At 58.4% G+C, this 21,363-nt stretch carries 22 protein-coding genes; 11 read left to right on the top strand and 11 right to left on the bottom strand.

Features of this window, described 5'->3' with window-relative positions; translation table 11 throughout:
- Positions 1 to 23 precede the first annotated feature (23 nt).
- Together Q666_RS38140 and Q666_RS38135 are read right to left on the bottom strand one after the other, a co-directional pair.
- A complete protein-coding gene (locus Q666_RS38140) occupies positions 24 to 356 on the bottom strand; it encodes a VOC family protein (protein ID WP_023001524.1) in 333 nt (110 codons plus the stop codon).
- A 27-nt stretch (positions 357 to 383) separates the two neighbouring features.
- Entirely contained in the window at positions 384 to 830 is a 447-nt protein-coding gene (locus Q666_RS38135) for an SRPBCC family protein (protein WP_023001523.1), read from the bottom strand.
- Between the two features lie 49 nt (positions 831 to 879).
- On the opposite strand from Q666_RS38135, the gene Q666_RS38130 reads away from it, so the two are divergent.
- The 3 genes from Q666_RS38130 to Q666_RS38120 all read left to right on the top strand — a co-directional run bounded on the left by Q666_RS38130 (position 880) and on the right by Q666_RS38120 (position 3,785).
- Positions 880 to 1,257 (top strand): metalloregulator ArsR/SmtB family transcription factor, encoded by a 378-nt coding sequence (locus Q666_RS38130; RefSeq protein WP_023001522.1) that lies wholly within the window; start codon positions 880 to 882, stop codon positions 1,255 to 1,257.
- 743 nt (positions 1,258 to 2,000) lie between these two features.
- Complete coding sequence (locus tag Q666_RS38125; RefSeq protein ID WP_023014449.1) at positions 2,001 to 2,444, top strand: GNAT family N-acetyltransferase; 444 nt, start codon at positions 2,001 to 2,003, stop codon at positions 2,442 to 2,444.
- Between the two features lie 162 nt (positions 2,445 to 2,606).
- On the top strand, positions 2,607 to 3,785 hold the full coding sequence (locus tag Q666_RS38120; protein ID WP_081713180.1) for a PAS domain-containing protein: 1,179 nt from the start codon (positions 2,607 to 2,609) through the stop codon (positions 3,783 to 3,785).
- A gap of 67 nt (positions 3,786 to 3,852) precedes the next feature.
- On the opposite strand, the gene Q666_RS38115 is transcribed toward Q666_RS38120, so the two are convergent.
- A complete protein-coding gene (locus tag Q666_RS38115; protein ID WP_023001519.1) occupies positions 3,853 to 4,767 on the bottom strand; it encodes a PhzF family phenazine biosynthesis protein in 915 nt (304 codons plus the stop codon).
- An 85-nt stretch (positions 4,768 to 4,852) separates the two neighbouring features.
- On the opposite strand from Q666_RS38115, the gene Q666_RS38110 reads away from it, so the two are divergent.
- Together Q666_RS38110 and Q666_RS38105 are read left to right on the top strand one after the other, a co-directional pair.
- Positions 4,853 to 5,782, top strand: a complete 930-nt coding sequence (locus tag Q666_RS38110; RefSeq protein ID WP_023001518.1) for a LysR family transcriptional regulator — start codon at positions 4,853 to 4,855, stop codon at positions 5,780 to 5,782.
- 290 nt (positions 5,783 to 6,072) lie between these two features.
- Positions 6,073 to 6,555, top strand: coding sequence for a GNAT family N-acetyltransferase (locus tag Q666_RS38105; RefSeq protein ID WP_031269548.1), 483 nt, complete (start codon positions 6,073 to 6,075; stop codon positions 6,553 to 6,555).
- 43 nt (positions 6,556 to 6,598) lie between these two features.
- Here the strand turns inward: Q666_RS38105 and Q666_RS38100 are convergent, their stop codons facing one another.
- On the bottom strand, positions 6,599 to 7,342 hold the full coding sequence (locus Q666_RS38100) for a response regulator transcription factor (protein WP_023001516.1): 744 nt from the start codon (positions 7,340 to 7,342) through the stop codon (positions 6,599 to 6,601).
- Positions 7,339 to 8,607, bottom strand: coding sequence for a sensor histidine kinase (locus Q666_RS38095; protein WP_023001515.1), 1,269 nt, complete (start codon positions 8,605 to 8,607; stop codon positions 7,339 to 7,341). The genes Q666_RS38100 and Q666_RS38095 overlap by 4 nt, the downstream gene beginning before the upstream one ends.
- A 227-nt stretch (positions 8,608 to 8,834) precedes the next feature.
- On the opposite strand from Q666_RS38095, the gene Q666_RS38090 reads away from it, so the two are divergent.
- The 5 genes from Q666_RS38090 to Q666_RS38070 are packed head-to-tail and all read left to right on the top strand — an operon-like array spanning position 8,835 to position 14,147.
- On the top strand, positions 8,835 to 9,851 hold the full coding sequence (locus tag Q666_RS38090) for an ABC transporter substrate-binding protein (RefSeq protein WP_023001514.1): 1,017 nt from the start codon (positions 8,835 to 8,837) through the stop codon (positions 9,849 to 9,851).
- Between the two features lie 13 nt (positions 9,852 to 9,864).
- Positions 9,865 to 11,346 carry a sugar ABC transporter ATP-binding protein gene (locus Q666_RS38085; RefSeq protein ID WP_023001513.1) on the top strand — a complete coding sequence of 494 codons (1,482 nt, stop codon included), beginning with the start codon at positions 9,865 to 9,867 and terminating at the stop codon, positions 11,344 to 11,346.
- Positions 11,343 to 12,284 (top strand): ABC transporter permease, encoded by a 942-nt coding sequence (locus Q666_RS38080; protein WP_023001512.1) that lies wholly within the window; start codon positions 11,343 to 11,345, stop codon positions 12,282 to 12,284. The genes Q666_RS38085 and Q666_RS38080 overlap by 4 nt, the downstream gene beginning before the upstream one ends.
- Positions 12,277 to 13,239 carry an ABC transporter permease gene (locus Q666_RS38075; protein ID WP_023001511.1) on the top strand — a complete coding sequence of 321 codons (963 nt, stop codon included), beginning with the start codon at positions 12,277 to 12,279 and terminating at the stop codon, positions 13,237 to 13,239. Before Q666_RS38080 ends, Q666_RS38075 begins: the two co-directional genes overlap by 8 nt.
- Positions 13,236 to 14,147: an SMP-30/gluconolactonase/LRE family protein gene (locus Q666_RS38070; RefSeq protein ID WP_023001510.1), complete on the top strand. Its 912-nt coding sequence runs from the start codon at positions 13,236 to 13,238 to the stop codon at positions 14,145 to 14,147. The genes Q666_RS38075 and Q666_RS38070 overlap by 4 nt, the downstream gene beginning before the upstream one ends.
- 55 nt (positions 14,148 to 14,202) lie before the next feature.
- On the opposite strand, the gene Q666_RS38065 is transcribed toward Q666_RS38070, so the two are convergent.
- From Q666_RS38065 to Q666_RS38050, 4 genes are all read right to left on the bottom strand, one after another.
- Positions 14,203 to 15,198: a zinc-binding alcohol dehydrogenase family protein gene (locus Q666_RS38065; RefSeq protein WP_031269544.1), complete on the bottom strand. Its 996-nt coding sequence runs from the start codon at positions 15,196 to 15,198 to the stop codon at positions 14,203 to 14,205.
- A 38-nt stretch (positions 15,199 to 15,236) separates the two neighbouring features.
- A complete protein-coding gene (locus Q666_RS38060; protein WP_023001508.1) occupies positions 15,237 to 16,028 on the bottom strand; it encodes an ATP-binding cassette domain-containing protein in 792 nt (263 codons plus the stop codon).
- A 75-nt stretch (positions 16,029 to 16,103) separates the two neighbouring features.
- Positions 16,104 to 17,045 (bottom strand): ABC transporter substrate-binding protein, encoded by a 942-nt coding sequence (locus tag Q666_RS38055; RefSeq protein WP_023001507.1) that lies wholly within the window; start codon positions 17,043 to 17,045, stop codon positions 16,104 to 16,106.
- A 46-nt stretch (positions 17,046 to 17,091) separates the two neighbouring features.
- On the bottom strand, positions 17,092 to 18,114 hold the full coding sequence (locus Q666_RS38050) for an ABC transporter permease (RefSeq protein WP_023001506.1): 1,023 nt from the start codon (positions 18,112 to 18,114) through the stop codon (positions 17,092 to 17,094).
- Positions 18,115 to 18,252: 138 nt separating this feature from the next.
- Here Q666_RS38050 and Q666_RS38045 point away from each other — a divergent pair, with 138 nt between their 5' ends.
- A complete protein-coding gene (locus Q666_RS38045) occupies positions 18,253 to 19,155 on the top strand; it encodes a GntR family transcriptional regulator (protein ID WP_023001505.1) in 903 nt (300 codons plus the stop codon).
- Here Q666_RS38045 and Q666_RS38040 read toward each other — a convergent pair.
- Together Q666_RS38040 and Q666_RS38035 are read right to left on the bottom strand one after the other, a co-directional pair.
- Positions 19,140 to 20,141 (bottom strand): aldo/keto reductase, encoded by a 1,002-nt coding sequence (locus Q666_RS38040; RefSeq protein WP_023001504.1) that lies wholly within the window; start codon positions 20,139 to 20,141, stop codon positions 19,140 to 19,142. The two genes, Q666_RS38045 and Q666_RS38040, sit on opposite strands and share 16 nt — an antisense overlap.
- Positions 20,138 to 21,259 carry a D-mannonate oxidoreductase gene (locus Q666_RS38035; RefSeq protein ID WP_023001503.1) on the bottom strand — a complete coding sequence of 374 codons (1,122 nt, stop codon included), beginning with the start codon at positions 21,257 to 21,259 and terminating at the stop codon, positions 20,138 to 20,140. Before Q666_RS38035 ends, Q666_RS38040 begins: the two co-directional genes overlap by 4 nt.
- Positions 21,260 to 21,363 lie beyond the last annotated feature (104 nt).

Here is a 21,363-nt window from a genome sequence, read left to right as displayed (position 1 = left end):
TCCGACAAGGAACGCCAAGCAGTTCAGGAACCTTTCCGCAGCAGTATGACGGTTCCTGCCGGATCGCATGTCCAATGGCCGGTGACATCTGTCAGCGGCTCCAGTTCATCGCGTTTGGGAGATCCCAAGGCCGCCAGGGCATTCGTGGGATCCTCATCGAACAGTTCTATCCAGACGTCCGTCTGGCTTTGATGCGGCACGCGGTCGATCCACAATGTCATGGGGCCAAACGAGAAGCCGGTGCTGTCCTTCAGTTCACGCGTCACCTTCAACCCGATCTTGTCCCGGTAGAAGGCTACGGTTTCGTCCCACCGATACAGCGGCACCTTGATCGCGATGTTCTTGCCCGGTTCCATTTCCAATTCCCTTTCGATGCGTGTTGCCTATTTGTAAAATCCGTCGCGTAGCCTGATGCCGTTTTCGAGCCAGACCTTCATGGCGCAGAGCATACCCGTCCAGCCTTCGCAGTTGCCGAGACAAGACTTCAGACCCGTTTCGGTTCCGGGCCAGCCAAATTCGTTGATGCGGACATGGGTGCGCCCGTCTTCCAGCTCCTGAAACGTGATGGTCACGGTCGTCCAGGTGCGGGCGTCATCTCCTGCCTCCCACTGCAGAACGACTTTTTCGTTCGGCACCACCTCCTGCACCAGAACAGGGAAAGCACCGGGAAAGTCATGAAAGTCCCAGGACACCTCCGCTCCCGCTTCGATGCGGCCTCGAGCTCCTCCGGTCGTGAAGAATTCCGAAAGCTGTGCCGGGTCGACGACAGCCTCAAACACCTCCGCGACGGGTTTGGAAATCCTCCCGCCGACTGTGAATTTCAGTTCCATGGCCCTGTTCCTTGTTGCCTTGCGAGCTATTATGTTATAAAAATATAACATGTCAACAGATGATCAGGATGACGCGCTTTTCAAGGCGCTTGGCCACAGGGCGCGCAGGCATATGCTTGACCTTTTGAAAAAGGGGCCGCTAACCACAGGCCACCTTTGCGAGGCGCTGCCGAAGATAGACCGCTGCACAGTCATGCAGCATCTGAAGGTTCTGGAAAAAGCCGGGCTGGTGGTGGCCGAGAGACGTGGGCGGGAGCGGTGGAACCACCTGGATGCACTGCCAATTCAAGCAGTTCACGAGCGCTGGATCGGTCCCTACGCTGCTTATGCAGCCAGCATGCTGGGTGCTCTCAAGAAGAGCGTTGAACAGAGCGAGGAAACTCACGCTGCAGCCGAAACCACCAACGGTGATACGAAAGGTACGTGATGACGTATCAGGTAGGCGCAAGCGCTCTTTTGGTGTGAGCGCTTGCAAGGGGCGTTCTCGTAAAACGCTGACCTCGCTCCGGCGGTGTTATTGACCGCCGCCGGACGAAGAACTTGCGTCTAGGCGTTTTCCGCGCTTCTCGAAAGGCAGCAGACCCTCGTCTCGGGATGACATTGGTCAATCGCGAACAGATTGATTTTGGTGCTGACGAGGTAGAGTGGAAACGCTCTTCCAAGCGTCTGGATCCAATAATCAATTTCCAGAGAGTTAAGGTCATTGCAAGACTTGCAATAACTGGAGAGTGAGTACCCTTTTTCCTGCAAGTCTTCGAGCGTTGTGCAGCTGCTTGTTTCCAATGGCTCAAGAATTCTTATGTTTAAAGACATTTTTGGCACACCGTTTTTATTGTCGTAAGCAGCTTCAAGGGCGGTGTTCTTGGTTTTGGGCGATGGGAGCACTTGAAACTTGCATCTTTTTTACCGGTGATTGGGAACGTTCTCAATTCGTGGGAGTACTTAAGTATTATTTGAAAGGGGTGTGGCCCTCCCAGGGTTCGGGCAACCGGAAATCATGGCACGATTTTTACGTATTTAGTCCTGGAACCCGATTGCTTCCCAGACGGGGTTCCGCCACATCTGCGGGTCGACATTGAACGCGGAACTTCAAATGCCCCCAGTTTCAAAACAGGCCTTCGTTGCCAAACGCCCTTACAGAATTGCCGCGCGATTGCTGCGAGCCGGGCAATGATGGTTCGGACCGCGCGGTTGGAGGATACCCCGCAAGTTCTCCGGTTGATCCGAGATCATGCGCAGTATGAGGGCGGGAGAGCCACTATCGACAAGTGCGTGTTGGAACGACTGCTTCAGGTCGAGGCGCCACCGGTTCGGATCCTTGTCGCTGAATCAGATCAGATCGCTGGATATGCCGCGTTGACGACAGACTATTCGCTCTGGTCCGGAGCGCGCTACGGGCATCTCGATTGCCTTTTCGTTGCGAAGGAATATCGCGGCAGGGGCGTCGGCCAGATACTGTTCCTGAAGGTGCGTGAAGAAGCGCATTCTGCCGGGTGCGTTCGGCTTGAATGGCAGACGCCGGACTGGAACCGTCAGGCAACTGAGTTCTACAGAAGAAATGGCGCTGAATGTTTGTCGAAAACCCGCTTTGTCCTGCAACTTGACGCAGGGTAGAGGGGGTAGAACTGACAGTGTGGTCGTACTGGATTAAATCTTCACGAGTGCAGAACTTTTTCGATTAAATAGACCCGGTTTAGAAATGCGGATTCAGGCTTTTTTCAGCTTTGACGTGCTCAATACTTGAGTGCAAGTTGGCGCTAATGACGAAGACGCAGCATGTCTACAGAAGTCAACATTCTTATTCGGTCCATGCGTCAGCTGGTTCCCAATCCGGAAACAAGCGCGATCCTGACTGCGATGGGTGTTTCCTACTGGGCCTACGATCCGGTTGCGGAAGAGTTGTGCTGGCAAAGGTCGGATCCGACCTCTGTCAGAGGTTATCGCCTTGCAAAGCTGTCCATTCAAAGGGCGCTTCAATACTACATCCAGCGTGACAGAACCCGCTTCCTCAAGGTGATTTCCAATGCGGTGGAACACGGTCTGTCGCAGACCACTCGTGTCACCATGAAAACGGATGGCGGTCACAAGTCCTACGACCTGGTGGCTTCTCGCATTTCCGGCAAACCGGCGTTTCTGATCATAGGGCTGATGAAGGAGTGTGCGCCGGAAGCGCCGGTCAACGCGGAATTGCCGGACATTCTGCAAAACCTGTCCAACGTCTTTATCTCGAACGCCAGTGCTGTCCTCATTACGGACAACAAGGGGGTGGTTCAGTCGGCCAATCGCCAGTTTCTGAAGCTGTTCGGCATAAGTAACGCCAAACAGGTTGTCGGCCGCGATGCAAGAACGATCCCCAATTACATAGGCAAGAAGCTCGCCGGCTCATTTGCCGAGATGTTGCGAAGCCGCCTTGCGTCCAAGGGAACGCTCAAGCTGCCTCAGACAGTAGGCGATCCTGTTGAAGTTCTTTACGATCTGCATCCGATGGCACTCGATGATCCGAACGGCGGTATCATCTTTGCAGGGGAACTTGCTGCCAATTCAGTGGAAATATCTGCCAATGAAGTTCTGGATGCGGTTCCAACCCCAATTCTGGTTGCCGATCTGGATACTCGCCGCATCAAATACGCCAACAAGGCCGGGCGCGGCGAGTTGGGGTTGTCCGCAAAACAAATAGGAACCGAACGGCTATCCGACACGCTCATGAGCGCGAATGACGTTCGTGATCTGACCCTTGTTCTAGACAAGGTCGGCTGGGACGCTGGCCGTGTGTGGCAGGTTCAAAGTCACATCGGACTCAAGAGGCACTACCGTATTCGCACCTGCTTCATCGGCAAACAGTCTTCGCGGCAGATCGTGCTCGAATTTCTGCCTGTCCGGCTTGAAAAGGACAAACCCGGCAACGAAAAAGCCCAGAACTTCTTCTCGCGCCTGCTCGACATGAGCTTCAACTGATCCTGTCATCACTGTACGTCTCTGAAGGCCGCCAACGCAGACCTCCAGGCTTTTGAGTTTCATGCCGTCAGATCGTGACGGTCATTTCCTCCATGACGGATCCATAACCACCCGCCATCAGGCCGGTAATCCTGCCATCTTCAAGGTCAAGATCCACGGTAATGACACTGGGGAAAGCCGGGGTCATGAAGTGGCCCTGTTCAATGACGAACCGTGATTTCCTTTCGTGAAGCAGGTCGTGCAGCACACAGGCGAGGGGGCCAGCCGCCATGCCAGTGGCGGATTCCTCGTTAATTGCATAGCGCGGTGCGAACATGCGGGTGGTGGCGTCGGCCTGCGTGGCGTTTCGATCGGTCGTGAAAACGTAGTAGCCGATCAGGTCCAGCTTGTTGCTGATGTCATTGATCCTCGACTGGTCCGGTACGATCTGCTTCAGGACTTCTGTATCGCGAACAGCGACGACGATGAAACTGTTGCCTGTGTTCACGAGGACAGGGCGCAGGCGCTCATCCAGCTGGTCTGCCTTCAGACCGAGCGAAGCCAGTACGTCGGCTTCGCTGACACCGCGCTCGGCCCAGGCTGGGCTCCGTTCATAAGTCGGGGCAAGCTGTTCCATGTATGCCGCACCGTTCTTGATGACGATCTTGCGCGGACCATCGACGGTTTCCTTTGAAGTGACACCCTCCCGAACCCGGCCCAGTTCTGCCATGTAGCTGAAGGTCGCTATCGTTGCATGGCCACAATGGGCTATCCGCCTGTTTGGCGTGAAGAAGTCCAGCTTGAACCCTTCTTTCGCTGATTTAGACACGAAGGCTGTCTCTGAGAGTCCGATCTTTCCCGCGACGGTCAACATGTCTGCTTCCGACAAGCCATCGGCATCGAGGATGACGCCGGCCGGATTTCCACCAAAGGCTTCCGAACCGTTTCGGCGCGTAACAAACCCGTTCACAATGCGGGCGACAATTTCTCTCGTTTCATTCATTTCATGCACCTCTCAATCATTGACTGGACACAAGAATGATGTTGCCTTATTGCTGGTTCAATGCCTGAATACATGAGTGAATTTCATGAATGAGCGAGACGAACTGCAAAACCGTCTTTTGCTGAACGCACAGCTGCTGCACGCTATTGCAGAAGAAGGGAACTTCTCCCGGGCAGCCGTCGCGGTCGGGCTGGAGCAGTCGGCGGTCAGCCATCGCATCAAGTCTCTGGAGGCCGCGCTCGGCATTCGGCTTTTCGAGCGAACGACCCGGCGCATCGTCCCGACGGAAGCGGGACGGATCGTTTGTGATGCCGCGCAGCGCTGTCAGGAGATCTGGGGCAGTGCGCTGTCACGGATTGCGGATGTGAAGACCTCCAGGACCATACGTCTTTCCGTATCGTCCTCCGTTGCCATGAAATGGATCGTTCCGGCCCTGCAGCGCGCGCAGGAGGCCGGCCTTGACCTTGTGGTCGATGTGGAAGACAGGCTTGTCGACCTTCACGCCGGTGAGGCCCAGGCGGCGATCCGCTACGGGACCGGCCCATATCCGGGGTTCCACGCCGAAGCCCTCATGACTGCGCAACTTGTGCCCGTTGCGCGGCCCGGCTTGTTGAAGGGGCAAATGGTTCCCGGCAAGGGAACACCGGCTCTGCTTGCAGACCGGTCCGGCGGGACAGACGGAACGGGCTTCAGCTGGACCGACTATTTCAAGGGGTGCAACTGGCCCGAGCCACCTTCAAGACCAGTGGCTTCCTTTGCCAGAGCCGACCTCGCGATCCAGGCCGCCATCAGTGGCATGGGGGTCGCGCTCGGCAGGACACTGCTGATCGAAAACGACATCGAGGCAGGGTTTCTGGAAGTCGTCTGCAACCCCGTTGCTTCCAAGGCAAAATACTGGCTGGTGACGACGGCTGCCTATGCGGACACGGAGGGATATCGCGATCTACGGGCCTGGATCGGCACTGAAATCGAGATCGCACGCGACCAGAACCGAAGGCTGATTTCCCAGGCTTGAACGGTATTTGGTTCCGTAGGTGGCCTTTCAAGCGTCACCAGACGCCTTGAGCCATTGCATCACAAGGTCAAGTTTGACCTGGTCGGAAAGACCGAGGTACTCGAAGTTCGACCTGGTCAGGAAACGCAGGGCTAAATTATCCAGAACATGATTGCAGTGGCGAAGGCCGCTTTGTTGACTGCTCGCGGCTGATGGATCAAACGGATGGCCTGCTGCTTCACGCAGAGGCCATCACGTTACCAGTGCGCTGGTTCACGCCCTCCGCCAACCTCGAAAGATCCACTGGACCCATGACTGACAAGACCTACCAGATCAGGGCATTTGAGCCAGGCGACGGTGATGCCCTTGCCGCCATCTATCAAGGCGCGGTCGATCAGATTGCCAGGGCCGACTACTCAGAAATCCAGCGGTCTGCCTGGCTCTCCATTGCACCGACGGGTGATGTCATGGAAACGGCCTATGGGGATGGAAGGCTCGCGCTTGTGGCGGTAGATCACGAAGCGCGGGTCATCGGATTTTCCGACCTCGAAGAGGATGGTCATATCCAGTTCCTCTACGTTGATCCAGGTGCGGCCGGCCGTGGTGTTGGTTCAAGCCTGATCAGGGCGCTTGAAGGCGCGGCAAGGCAACGGGGTCTGGGCCACCTTTATTCGGAGGCAAGCGAGACGGCACTGCCGGTATTTTTAAAGCAGGGCTTTGAACGTCTGCATCGTCGCGACCTGAAGATCGGCGATGTCGACATACATAATTACAGCGTCGAGAAGCGTCTTTGACGGATCTGGATACCGGGTGGATTGGGGCAATCGGGCCGAAGCGTCAACGGGCCTTTTCGATCTGCTCGGTATGGCTGTCCAGCCACTTCTGCAGGTCGCGCTCGGCGCTTTCCAGGCTTTCGGCGTTTATGGCACGCAGGTTCAGGGCGCGTGTAATGGCACGTGTCCGTTTGTTGATCGCAAAATCGGCAGGTACCGTTTCGAGATTGTCCACGCCCAGCTTGTCATAAAGCGAGAGCAGGCGGTTCTGGACGGTGCGAAGCGACAGTCCCTGCCGAACGGCAATGACCTTGTCCGACAGGCCGAGAGCCATGTCCAGGAGAACGGCATATTCGCTGTCCGTAAGCGTGTCGTGCGTCCGGATGTGGCGCTGCTGCACCCGGTGGATTTCCTGATCCACCACAATCTGGGACTCAAGAAAAACACCGCGCAGTGCCAGGTGAAGCCGCTCCTGAGTAGCCGTCTTTAAAACATATCCGTAGGAGGTTTCCTGAGGCACGATCCGGGCTATGCCGCGCAGGTACGCCTCGTCCGAATAGTTCGACCAGAACAGGATGCGGGTCTGGGGGCGTTCGCGCCAGATCGTCCGGGCAGCGTCGATGCCGTTGCGTTCCTTCATCTGAAGATCCATCACCACCGACTGGATGGAATGCCTGCGCGCCAGCTGCTCGCCTTCCAGCCCGTTGGTCGCGTGGAAGATGTCCTCGACGTCCGGCAAGGCCAGTTGCAGGGCTTCGCTCAGATACCCGGCATGAAATTGATCGTCTTCTACCAGAAGCACCTTCATACCAGCTCTTCCTCACCCGTCTGTGGTGCGGTTTCCTGACACGGGGCGCAGGTCATCGGCAATTTCACCGTGATGGTCGTGCCTTCCTTGCTCGACATGCCGAAGTCCGCGGCGATCAGCCTTGCCCGTGTGCGCATATGGGCAATGCCTCCTGTTGCCTTGCTGGTGTGCCGGCCGAGACGTGAACCGGGAAGCCCTTTACCATTGTCCCTGATTGTCATTTGCAGTCCGGATTTCACCCGCTTCACGGAGACGCTTATCTGGTCGGCTCCGGAGTGGCGAGCGGCATTGTTTATGGCTTCCTGGGCGATGCGAAACAGGGCAATCCGGATGGTCGGGTCCAGGGTATCGATCAGGCCGTCCGTCTCGTCCGCAGCTTCAAGCATGGTGGACGAAACGTCCTCCACCGCGCGCTCCAGATGTATTCGCAAGGCGTGGGCAAAGCCGAACAGGTCCAGTATCGTTGGTACGGCGGTGTCGATAATCCGGCGAAGGTCCCCGATGCAGTGCTGAATGCTGCCGATCACCCGAGCCTTGTCGGAGGCCGTATCCATTTTTTCAACGTCCCGCATGATCCGGGTCAGATCGGCAAGGGTCTGGTCATGCAGGTCCATGCCGATACGCTGGCGTTCCTGTTCCAGAACCCGGGTCAGTTCCAGCGCGCCTTGCCGCAGGCCTTCTTCGCGTGCCTGGGCTTCCGCGCGGACGACGGCTGCGCGCTTGGCCTTTTCGTTCGCGCGAAGGGAATAGAAATAGGGGGCAAGCACATCGGCAATCTGCCTGACGCGCACAACTGTTGCCTCGTCGTAGATGTCCGCAGTGCAGGAGGAGCAGTTCAGCGCGCCGATGGTGCGGCCAAGCACCTTCATGGCGACATTCACCCGGCTGCGCAGCTTGTGCTTGATGATCGGTTGGGCCAGCGCACCCTCATAGGTGTAGCGCTCGTCTTCCATGGCGTTGCCGGTGAGCATGTAATCCGTCTCCCCGAGCAGGATGCTGCGAACAGGCGAGATGGCGACAGGCGTGCGTGACAGGCTCCAGCGCGTCTTCATGCCGACTTCGTAACTGGTGTTCCAGGTGTTCTTGTCGTCCACCAGGCAGACGTCCAGATGATCGATCGGAAGCAGGTTCTCGATCTCGGCCTTCACCGATCTCAGGGCAGCCCGGATTTCGACCTGGCCCGCAAGATGACTGGAAATGCGCAAGAGAGAGACGAGAGCCGTCGGCTCCGACACCTCCTGATTTTCATTGGCTTCCTGTCGCATGGCAACAACAAGCTCCTCCCGTTTATTGCATGCCAGTGTGCGGTACGGGGCTTGCGTCGGCAACCCATCTGTTGCGCGCTCAAGTGCATCACGGTTGCGGGAACCCGCAACCGTGATGCGTTTCTTCCGCTTTACGCATTTCCTTAACGTCAGCAATCTGAGTGCGGGATGCGTTGGGAGAACTGTGTCCCGTTATCAAAGACGCCTGCTGGCGTCAGGGAGGAAACATGAACACCAAAGCCAAGCTCTTGGGGGCGGTCGCACTTGTTGCGGTCACCCTGCCGGGTCACGCTGTAGCGGATACCGCGGATAAACGTATTGCCCTTTCCAACAATTATGCCGGCAATTCATGGCGTCAGGCCATGCTTGAAAGCTGGGCCAAGGTCGGCGACAAGGCTGTTGAAGACGGCTTGGTCGCCTCGGCCGATGCATTCACCACGTCCGAAAACCAGGCAACCGAACAGGCCGCTCAGATTCAGAACATGATCCTGCAGGGCTACGACGCGATTGTGGTCAACGCAGCTTCGCCAACCGCCCTCAACGGCGCGATCAAGGAAGCCTGCGACGCCGGCATCACGGTCGTTTCGTTCGACGGTATCGTCACCGAACCCTGCGCATGGCGCATTGCGGTCGATTTCAAGGAAATGGGCCGTCAACAGGTCGAGTATCTCGCCGGACGCCTGCCGGATGGCGGCAACCTTCTTGAAATCCGCGGTCTGGCCGGGGTTTTCGTGGACGATGAAATCCACGCAGGTATCGAGCAGGGCGTGACGGAATTTCCGAAATTCAAGATCGTCGGATCGGTCCACGGCGACTGGGCGCAGGATGTTGCCCAGAAGGCGGTTGCAGGCGTCTTGCCGAGCTTGCCGGAGATTGTCGGGGTCGTCACCCAGGGCGGCGATGGCTACGGGGCAGCGCAGGCGATCAAGGCGGCCGGCCGCGAAATGCCTATCATCGTGATGGGCAACCGCCAAGACGAAATGAAATGGTGGGCCGAAGCGCGTGACGAAAACGGCTACGAGACCCTGTCTCTTTCCATTGCCCCGGGTGTTGGCACGCTTGCCTTCTGGGTCGCCCAGCAGGTGCTAGATGGTGCCGAAGTGCCCAAGGATCTCACGGTCCCTTTCCTGAAAGTCACCCAGGAAACGCTTGACGAGACGCTTGCCGCAACACCTGCCGGTTCGGTAGCGAACGTCGAATACAGTCAGGAAGACGCCAAGTCCGTCATTGCAGCTGCCAACTAAGGGAGAGACGGAATTGGAAGTGGCAACTGGCGCCGGCAGGCCGAAGCCGGATGTCCCGTTGGTTGCCCTTTCGGGCGCGTGCGTTCACTTCGGTGCAGTGCGCGCGCTCGACGGGGTCAGTCTGACCGTCAGTCCCGGCGAATGTGTCGGTCTGATGGGTCACAACGGTGCGGGCAAATCGACAGCCGTCAACGTGATCAACGGCGGACTGACGCCAACGGACGGACAAGTCCGTTACGGGCATGAGGACGGCAGAAAAGGAACGGGGGCAGCACGTGCGCGTGCCTGCGGTATCCGCAGCGTTTTTCAGGAACTCTCCTTATGCCCTAACCTGTCCGTACTGGAAAATCTGAGGGTTCCACATCGTGATCTGACAGGGTTTGGCTGGCGCAAATCGGCTGCCGGGCGGATTGCCGGTGCTCTCGACGAAATCTTTCCCGGACACAGGATCGAACCGGGCATGATCGTCGGCGACCTGACCCTGGCGGAACGTCAGATGGTCGAGATCGCTGCCGGATTTGCAGGTGGCCCTACACCGCCGCGTCTCGTCATCCTTGACGAGCCGACATCGTCCCTTGATGCCTCGATCGCCCGGCAACTGCTCGAACATGTCCGCCGTTTCTGCGCCGAGGGCGGTGCGGTCATTTTCATTTCGCACATGCTGGGCGAGGTTTTCGAAGTCGCTTCACGGATCGACGTGATGAAGGACGGCAAGATCATCGCCAGCAGACCGGCGTCCGAATTTACCCAGCAGGGCCTGATCGACGCCATGGGACATGTGGCAAACGAGAAGGCTGTCGCCCGGGCGGCGGTCGAAAGCAGTCAGCGCATCGGCGAAGAAGTGCTGAAGACGCCGGAAGGGCTCAGTGCCCGCAAAGGGGAAATCGTTGGCCTGGCGGGTCTTGCCGGGCATGGGCAGGCAGAAGCTTTGGCCCGGTTCTTCATGTCCCGGTCGGGGAAACTCGCGCGGGTGAAGGATCCTGAAGCGGCCTTCGTTGCCGGTGACCGCGGCCGGGACGGGGTCATGCCGCTCTGGTCGATCCTTCGAAATCTCACGCTGACACACCTGCCAAGCCTGACCCGGCGAGGGTTGGTCGACAGGATTGCTGAACAGGCGCTGGGCGCAGACTGGAAGAAACGCATCGGTATTCGGACCGACAATCTGGGCAATCTCATCCTGTCCCTGTCCGGTGGCAATCAGCAGAAAGTTCTTTTCGCCCGTGCACTGGCCTCATCCGCCCCGATCGTGGTGATGGACGACCCGATGCGCGGTGTCGATGTCGGCACCAAACAGGAAGCTTACGACATGATCCGAACGGAAGCCGCCAACGGGCGCACCTTCCTGTGGTACTCGACGGAAACGGATGAAGTCTGCCAGTGTGACCGGGTGTTTGTGTTTCGGAACGGGCAGATATCTGCGGAGTTGACCGGGGATGGCATCACGGAAGAAAACATTCTGGCCGCATCCTTCCAGATGCAGGGGGGCGGCGTATGAACGGAAAGTACCGCATTCTGCTTCCGGTCCTGTCCCTGACTGTGCTGCTGGCGGCCGTCTTTTACCTTCAACCCCGGGCAATGAGCTACTTCGGCCTGAACCTGCTCTTCAATCTCGCGGTGCCGATCGCATTGGCAACCATCGCGCAGATGATGATCATCATGGTCAACGACATCGACCTGTCGGTCGGGACGTTCGTCAGCTTCGTCGCCTGTGTTACGGCAACCTTCCTGAACGATGCGCCGCTCGTCGGTGCGGCTATCCTGCTGGCATCGATCCTCGCCTATGCGGCCATCGGCGCGCTCATTCACATTCGCCAGCTTCCGGCGATTGTGGTCACGCTCGGCATGTCATTCGTCTGGGGAGGCCTGGCGGTTCTGCTGCTGCCATCGCCGGGTGGTGCGGCGCCGACATGGATCCGGACGGTGATGACCGTCAAACCCCCACTGGTGCCGATGGCGGTGGTGGCCTGCATCCTCATCGCCGGTCTGACGCACCTTTTGATCATGCGATCCTCGACAGGCACGCTTCTGCGGGCCGTCGGCGGCAACGCCCAGGCGGTCGCCCGCTCCGGCTGGTCGGTCACGAAACTGAAGGCGGGCGCCTATGCGCTTGCCGGCTTCTTCGGGGTCCTGGCCGGTATCTGCCTCGTCGGACTGACAACGTCGGCCGATGCCAATATCGCGCTGCGCTACACGTTGCTCTCCATCGCCGGAGTGATCCTGGGGGGAGGAGAGTTCACGGGCGGCCGGGTCTCGCCTGTCGGTGCGGTTCTCGGTGCGTTGACACTCGCGCTCGCCGGAAGCTTCCTCTCGTTCATGCGCCTGTCGCCGGACTGGCAGATAGGCGCCCAGGGCGCGATCCTCATCCTTGTGCTTGCGGTGCGGCTGATCTTTTCGCGCCGCAGCCGGAAATGGAAGGGAGCCGAAAATGGATAACTCCCGTCTTTCGACAGTTCTCGCCATCCCCAGAAGACCCTGGTTCTGGGCATTCGCGGCCAGTGCTATCGCCTATTTCGCAACCCTTTCGCTGACGGAAGGGCGCGGCGGAGGGGAGCTTCTTTCCGCAGCGCTGACCTTTGCCTCCTTCTCGGCCATTGTCGGGCTTGGCCAGATGTTCGTCATTACGCTGGGGCCGGGCAATGTCGATCTGTCTATCCCTGCGACCATGACCCTGGCCGGCACGCTGTCGCTCAAGTTCATGGACGGCGCTGCAAATCTCATCTTGCCGGGGCTTGCCGTTGCGCTTGCAGTTGGTATCGGCGCGGGCACATTCAATTACCTGCTGATCCGGCTTTTGCGGATCCCGCCAATCATTGCGACCCTTTCAGCATCGTTCCTTTATCAGTCGCTGGCGATCTGGTGGAACCGCGGCCTCAGGATCAAACCGCCCGAGGCGCTCGCGGATTTTTCGACCGGTGCCATCGCCGGCCTGCCAAACCTGACGATCATCGGCGTGTTGATTGCGCTGTTGAGCTGGGTGGTTCTGGAACGCTCGATCTTCGGACGCTGGGTGTCCGCCTTCGGGCAGAACACGCGCGCGGCCCGACTAAGCGGGATCCCGGTGGAGACGGTCCGCGCGGTCACCTATATCGCGTCCGCCGTCCTGGCCGCGGTCACCGGATACCTTCTGGCGAGCTTTTCAGGAGGTGCCGCGCTGAACATGGGCACGGAATATCTCCTGATTTCCATCGCCGTCGTCGTGATCGGAGGCTGCTCCATTGCAGGCGGCAATTCGAATGTCCCGGGCATCTGGGGTGGGGCGCTGCTGATGTTCCTGGTCGTTTCGATGTTGAATTCCTACGGCTTCGGAGCAGGCGTGCGCCTGATCATGACCGGCGCCATCATCATTGGCATCGTCGCTGCCGCATCCGGAAAGGGCAGACCCACATGAACAGTTTCTCTTCTCCCTATCAGATCGACGATCCCCGGTTCAGGAACCTGATCCAGAAGAACGCTAGGCTGCGCCAACTTGCGACCGGCTTTGAATGGACCGAAGGGCCCGTCTGGTTTGCCGATCACCAGCACCTGTTTTTTTCCGATATTCCCGCAAACCGGATGATGCGACTGACACTCGATGGCCAGGTCAGCACCTACCGCCAGCCTTCGGATTATTCCAACGGCAACACCCGGGATCGTCAGGGCAGGCTGGTGTCCTGTCAGCACGGAACCCGTTCCGTTACCCGGACCGAGCTGGACGGCACCCGCACCGTGATTGCAGACAGCTACCAGGGAAAACGTCTCAATTCACCGAATGACGTGATCGTCCAGTCGACCGGTGCGATCTGGTTCTCCGATCCGACCTACGGCATCCTGAGCGATTATGAAGGCTACACGGCAGAGCCGGAGCAGGTGGCCCGCAATGTCTTCCGCGTTGATCCGGCGACGGGGGAGGTCGAGGCAATGATCACCGACTTCACCCAGCCGAACGGTCTGGCCTTTTCAGCGGACGAGAGCGTTCTCTACGTGGCAGAATCCGGCTCCAGTCATGATGCCGGGGTTCCCTCCGTCATCCGCTCCTTCAAACTGGACGACACCGGCAGGATCCTGTCGGACGATGTTTTTGCCACGATTGACCGGGGCCTTCCCGATGGAATGCGGGTTGATATCGCCGGCAATCTTTGGAGTTCGGCGTCCGACGGCATCCACTGTTTCCACCCCGACGGGACCCGGCTCGGGAAGATCCTGGTGCCGGAAGTCGTCTCCAACCTGTGTTTCGGTGGCGTGCGCGGCAACCGGTTGCTGATCACCGCAACCACGTCCGTTTATGAGATTGCGGTCAATGCGAGATCGGCGATCTGAGAAGATCGCCGCACAGAAGCCTTGAGAAATCTTCAACTGGCAGACCCGATCGTTACTACAAGATCACGATGGCCTTGATCAAGGCTTCCCTGTCTGTCGCCAGCTCCTTGATCTTCGCCGGAAGATCCTCAAGGCGCACGGTCAGCGTGCACAGCGCGTCCGTGTCGATCCGGTCTGAGCGAATTGCCGACATGACGGTCTCGAAGTCTTCTCTCGTGGCGTTTCTGCTGCCGATGATCTGGGTTTCGCGCTTGTGAAACTCCGGATCGCTGAAGCTGATGGTTTCCTTCACGACGCTCACCAGTACATAGCGGCTGCCATGCGCAAGAAGAGGAAAGCCCGCTTCGATGGCGGCCGCATTGCCTGTTGCATCGAAAATCACGTCGAAGCCGTCTTGCAGCGGACCTGACAGAATGTCGGTTCCGACGAGATGCGTGTTCTTGAAGCCGAATTTTTCCGTCGCCTGGGCCAGCCGCGTTTGGCTCATGTCCAGAAGATGGACTTCGGCTCCCGAAAGCCGGGCAAAGAGAGCTGTGCCGATGCCGATGGGACCGGCCCCGGTGACCAGAACCCTGTCGTCGGCAGATAACGCCGCCCGGCGAACGGCATGGGCCCCGATTGCAAGAAACTCCACCATCGCCGCCTGAAGTTCCGTCAAGCCGGTCGCCGGATAGAGATTTTGCTGGGGAACGGCGATGCGGGAACACATTCCGCCATCCCGGTGAACACCGAGAACCTCGATGCTGCTGCAGCAGTTCGGTTTGCCCTTCATGCAGGCCCGGCAGGCGTTGCACGAAAGATACGGGTTGACCACCACCAGTTCCCCGGCAGTCCACGGGCCGACACTTTCCGCTACCCTGCCGCTAAGCTCATGACCGATGACACGCGGGTAGTCCAGGAAAGGGTGCTTGCCTTCCAGAATGTGGTAGTCGGTGCCGCAAATGCCGACGGCCTCGATGTCCACAAGCACCCAGCCGTCCGGCGCGTCTTCGGGCAGGGCCCGCGTTTCGAGCCTGAAGACGCCCGGTTCGATGACGGTTCCGCATTCCATTGATCGGGCCACTGCCGGTGATTTGGTCTTTTCAATATTCATTGAACGGCTTTCCGGCTCCTGGGAGCCCAGTCGTGAGGAAGGTCGCCCTTGATGATAAGGCTGAGAACATCATCCTTGGTCACGTCTTCAATCCGGTGCGAGCCGACCTTACGGCCCTTGTTCATCACTATGACACGATCGCAGAGTTCGAACACGTCATGCATGTCGTGGCTCACCAGGAGGATGCCTATTCCTTCTTCGCGCAATTGTCTGATCAAGGCACCGACCATGGCCGTTTCCGAAGGGCCGAGAGCGGCTGTCGGCTCGTCCATGATCAGGATCTTGACGTCAAAATAGATCGCTCTGGCAATAGCAACAACCTGGCGCTGACCGCCTGAGAGGCTCGACACCGGATCGTTCAGGTTCTTGAAGTTCGGGTTGAGCCTTTTCAGAACACGGACCGCCTCGGCCATCATCCGGCTGTCGTCCAGATTTCCGAACCTTGTTTTCAGTTCCCGGCCGAGAAACAGGTTTGCGGGTGCGTTCAGATGATCTGCAAGGGCAAGCGTCTGGTAGATGGTTTCGATGCCCAGATCGCGGGCGTCGTGGGGCGATTGAATGTCGGCGATTTCGCCATTGACGCGGATTGTCCCCTCATTGGGGATCATGGCCCCGGACAGGATGCGCATCAGACACGATTTGCCGGCGCCGTTGTGGCCGAGAACGCCAACGACTTCACCTGGATAAAGCTCCAGAGAAACACCATTCACCGCCCTTATGCCGCCAAAGTGCTTTTCGATTGCCTCCATCTGCACCAGCGGTGCCGCGGATTGTGCATCTGGTTTCATATTCCGTGTCCCGATCGACGATTGAAAAGACCGGAAGCCTTTGAGCAGAAAGGCTTCCGGCCGCGTTGTGGTGCGTTAGTAAAGGACGTTCTGAACGCTCGGATGATCGATGTTGTCCTTGGTCGCCAGGACAACGCCGGTGTCGATGAAGTTCGGGACCTGTTCACCGTTCAAAAGCTTCAGAATGGTCTGAACGCCGATCTCGCCCATCTGGAACGAGCCTTGAACGGCGGTCGCGGCCAGAGTTCCGTCGCGGACGAAATCCTGAAGGTCTGTGTTGCCGTCAAAGCCGATTGCCGTGACCTTGCCCGCCTTGCCAGCTTGTGCCAGGGCCCGGCCCATGCCGATGGCCGTCGGTTCGTTCGCGCCGAAAATGCCGACGAGATCCGGGTTTGCCGCCAGAACGTCGGTGGTCTGGTTCAAGGCGGTTGCCATCTGGGACTGGGAGTAATAAGGGCCGACGATCTCGATCTTGGACTGATCCTCGATCCGCTTGACGAAGCAGCCGACGCGGCCAAGTTCGGAGCCGACACCCGCGACATAGGACATCACGGCAACCTTGCCCTCAGTCCCGACTTCCGAAATCATCTTGTCGGCAACCAGTTGACCGGCAGCGCAGTTATCGGTCGACAGGAATGACTGGTAAAATTCCTTGCCGTTGTCGGCGAGGCCGGAGTCGATGATGACGACGGGAATTTCGGATTCATACGCTTTCTTCACCGCCGGGATCAGGGCTTCCGGATCGGATGGTGCCAGGACAATTCCGGATACGCCGCGGTTGATGGCGTTCTCGACAAGGCTGACCTGATCTGCAACGGCCGATTCCGACGCCGGACCGTTGAAGGTCATCGTGTGGTCCGACTGGCCTTCGATGGCTGCGCTGGCGCCCTTGTTCACGTTCTGCCAGAAGTTGGAATTCGTCGTCTTGACGATGACCGCAATTTCTCCGGCCTGCGCGGCTGCTGCGGACAGCGCAAGGGCACTTGCCATCATCGCTGTGGTCAAAAGCTTCTTCATTTCATTCTCCTCCGTCTGAAGTTGCTCTGGAAATCGTCCGGCTTTCTCAGCGCCGGTTTCTGATCTGATCGACGTAGACCGCCAGAATGACGATGACGCCGATCACGATTTGCTGGATGAATGCGGACACGCCAGCCATGTTGAGGCCGTTCCGCAGAACGCCGATGATGGCTGCGCCGATCATCGTTCCGGAAATATTACCGACGCCGCCCATGAGCGAAGCCCCGCCGATGACGGCCGCGGCGATCGCGTCGAGCTCGTACATGACGCCTTCGTTCGGCTGAACCGTCACGAGACGGGACATCAGGACGTTGCCCGCGAGCCCTGCAAGAGCTCCTGAAAGGACGTAGGCAAAGATCTTGGTGCGATCGACCAGGACACCGGATAGACGCGCGGCTTCCTCGTTCGAGCCTGTGGCATAGATATGCCGGCCGATCTGGCGGCGCCTGAGAAGATAGGCTGCGGCAAGCGCGACAACCGCGAGCAGAATGACCGGATAGGGAATTCCGGGGAAGACGACTTTCGGGAAGATGCCGCCGGTTTTCTCCACGATGCGGAACAAGGAGCCATTGCCCAGAAGACCGAAACTTTCGCCCAGACGCGAAATCGGCGCTGCGCCCGTCAGCTGGAGGGCAACGCCTCGGGCGATCAGCATCATGCCGAGCGTTGCCACGAACGGGGTGATCCGCATTTTGTTAATGACGAAGCCGTTGACGAAACCGCAAGCGGCGCCGGCCATCACGCCGATCGCCATGGCGGGACCGACCGGCACGCCTGCCTTGATGCTCAATCCGGTGATGGTTCCAGAAAGGGCAAGCACAGAGCCGACGCTCAGGTCGATGCCGCCGGTAATGATGACCATCGTCATCCCGATGCCCAGCAAGCCGATGACGGACGTCTGCAGCAGCACAGTCAGGCCGTTGTTGATGGAGAAAAAGGCCGCGTTTCCGAAGGAGAACGCGAAGATCAGCAGGGCAAGGGTCAGGAGCGCCGATAACTTGTGAAAGGAACCGGCAGACAGTTTGAAGGTCCAGGAAGCAGGCTCTGCGCCTCGATCAAGATCCGCCATAAATCCTCCCGGGCCGGATATTGAATAAAATTATTAAAAACAATATGAGGTCAGGTAATGCGACGCGTCAACAGTTTTTTATTTTTTAATACAAACAATCGGAATTGTTCAGCGTTTTGGATATGTTAGGTTGCTGCCATGGCAAGAACGGACGAACGATTCAGGCGCGCATACAACAGGTTGCTGGACATCTGCAGCACCATGGCGATTGGCGACGAGTTGCCCGCCGAGACCGCGCTTGCGGACAAGATGGAAGTCAGCAGAACCATCGTACGTACCGCATTGCAAAAGCTGGACAGCGACAATCTCATTCGCTGGGAAGGCCGTACCAAGACGTTGATCCGGAAACCTCAGGCGGAGCACCGCCTGGTTCCTGCCGAAAGTTCCCTGTCCACGGAGGAACTGGAGCACAGGTTCTTTGAATGGATCCTGCGTTTCGACGTTCCGGCGGGGACGTCGCTCAACGTGGCGCAACTGTCGCGGCAATTCGGTGTTCCCGTCCACAACCTTCAGGAATTTCTGGCCGGACTGAGCCGTCTCGGTCTTGTGGAGCGCCGTCCAAGAGGAGGCTGGTCGCTCCTTGGGTTCACGTCGGAATTTGCGGTTGAACTGTCAGAGTTTCGAATGGTTCTCGAGCTGAATGCGGTCCGGCAGCTGCTAACCCTTCCGCCCGAGCACGAGATCTGGAAAAAGCTCAAGGCCTTGAAGCGCGAACATGAGGACCTGAAATCGGTTCTTGAGGAGCGGTATCACGACTTTTCCCTGCTGGACGAAAAGTTTCATTCAGCCGTCAACAGCGTCGTCAAAAACCGGTTTGTTCTCGAGGCACAGAAGCTCATCAAGCTGATCTTCAACTACCACTACATGTGGGACAAACGCGACGAGCTGGAACGCAATGCGGCCGCGATCGAGGAGCATCTGGAATGGATCGACGCGATGCTCGACAAGGACGGCGCAAGGTCGGAAGCCGCAGCGCTAAAGCATTTGCGGAGATCGAAGGAAACGCTTCTGCAGTCGCTGCGGGTTCACAAGTTCGCCTGAAGGCCCTCTTGCGCAGGGGTGCCAAACACTCTTGAAAAGCTGGCGGGCGGTGCTTCGGCGAGGCAGTCGAGATTGCGCTTCAGGGATGAGGCCTTCGATGTGCCGAGCAGAACAGAGGCGACACCGGGATAGCTGTGGGCGAAGTGAAGGGCCGCGCTGGCAAGCGGAAGTCCCAGTGTCGTGGCCTGTTCCTTGAGCGCGGTCACCTTTGCCAGGATTTCCGCTGGCGCGGGTGCGTAATCGAACCAGGCGCCCTCAACCGGTCCCGTTGCCAGAATTCCGGAATTGAAGATCCCGCCGAGAACCAGGCTTGTGCCTTTTTCCAGGCACCGCCCGACGAGCTGGTCTTCGGCTTCCCGGTCGAGCAGGGTCAGGCGTCCTGCAAGCAGGATGGCGTCCAGGTCGGTCTCATTCAGAAGGTCGAGACAAACCCGGGTTTCATTCACGCCGAGGCCGAAGGCGCGGATTTTTCCCCTGTCTTTCAATCTTTGCAACCGGTCGAGCCCGGTCGCCAGCAAGTCCTGCATATGTGTTTCGTTTGAAGCACCATGGGTGTAGGTGCCGATGTCGTGGATGTAGACGATATCGACATGGCGCGTCTGCAGCCGCTCGAAACTGCCTTCCAGCGACGCTTCAATGCCGTCGTCGGAATAGTCGTAGTGAACAGCGTTCGGAAGCGGGTCGAAAAAACCGTCGGCCTCCTTCAGGGGAGTTCCAGGGGACAGTACGCGCCCAACCTTGGTGGACAGGACGTAGTCTTCACGCCGCCTGGATTTCAGGAACCGGCCTAGCCGCTCTTCCGACCGGCCACGGCCATAATGAGGTGCGGTGTCGAAGTACCGGATCCCGGCGTCCCAGGCAGACTGGAGAACTTCGTTTGCCTCTGGTTCCGGCACTGCCCGACCCATGTTTCCGATGGCGGAGGCTCCGAAGGAGATATCCGTTACCAGAACACTTGTGTTGCCGATCTGTCTGAGTGCCCTCATGAGCGTGCTGCCTTGGCACCAGCCGCCACTGCATCCAGCCGGGGCATCTGAAGTGACGCGTCGGCTTTCCGTGCCCAGGACAGGAAAGATGAAATACGTCGGTCTATCTTTTCCCCGTGGTTCTGTGCGATGTCGGCAAGCTTGTGGTCCAGAAACGGGTTCTTGAACCTGTCGATTGTCGTGGCGGCGTAGGCTTCCGCTTCGTTCTTGCGGCCATGAGCCTCGAAGGCAGGGATGACTTCGCGTCGATAGAGATCTGTAAGGTCGGGGCCATAGTCGGGACTGTCAATAAGTTCCCGGACAAACTGCAGGGACGAACCGCCTGCAGCCAGCCATCGTGACACCAGGTAGGTGTGTCCAAGGTTCAGGATGAAAAGCTTCAGGGTCTCGACCTGTTCCAGATCCTCGACCACCTGCACGCATCGGTGCACGCAGGGCAGAATGAGGCCGGGTTGTTTCTCTATTGCCCAAAGCGCATAGGGTTCGGCCACAGCTCCGGCGGGTTCCAGCGGTTCGGAGACGATCCTGTCGACCAGGGAATTCACCCAGGTCACGTTTGAGCGGAGCCAGTCTGCAAATTCAGGCGGGTAAAGAGCTGCAATGGAAAGGACGAGATCTCTCAGAACATTGCCGTTTTCGGGAATGAGTTCGGCCGGCATGACCTGCACCGGAGCGCCGCCAATGCCGAACCTTTGGAACAGGAACCACGTCAGCTTGGCCGGATAGGACATGTCGATGGAAAAGTCGGTGCTCTTGTCTGCCTCACTTGGCCGATAGCCCGCATCAGCGGTGTTGGAGAGGATAATCCTTGCCTCGCCGGCCACGGCTTTCGCGACCTCGGCAAGGTCTTCCGGCAAGGACAAGGCACGTTTGATGCTGCTGACGGTCTTGCTTGTGTCCACCAGGGTGCCGTTGTCGATGCCCTTGATCCGGACTTCGTAGCCGGCAGGGTCTGCAAGCGCCTTCAGGCGATGTGCCCGGGACGCGTCGCCACTGGTTTGAACCACTGTGATCGGTCCGATGTCCTGCCCTTCGGCAATGGCTTCGGAAACGAATAGGTCCGCATGCGCTTGCAGGAAACGGCTGGTCCCGAATTGAACGATCGCTGACGTCGACATGGCTCTCTCCCGAATGATTTTATGTTTATTATTATTATGAACATTTTAAATCAAGCAATTTCCGACCGCGGAAAAGATCAGACGGTTGTCGGGGGTATAGACTT

It is taken from the genome of Labrenzia sp. C1B70 (assembly GCF_000475395.1).
Taxonomy (GTDB): Bacteria; Pseudomonadota; Alphaproteobacteria; order Rhizobiales; family Stappiaceae; genus Roseibium; species Roseibium algicola.
This window is presented reverse-complemented; position numbering and strand designations above follow the sequence as displayed.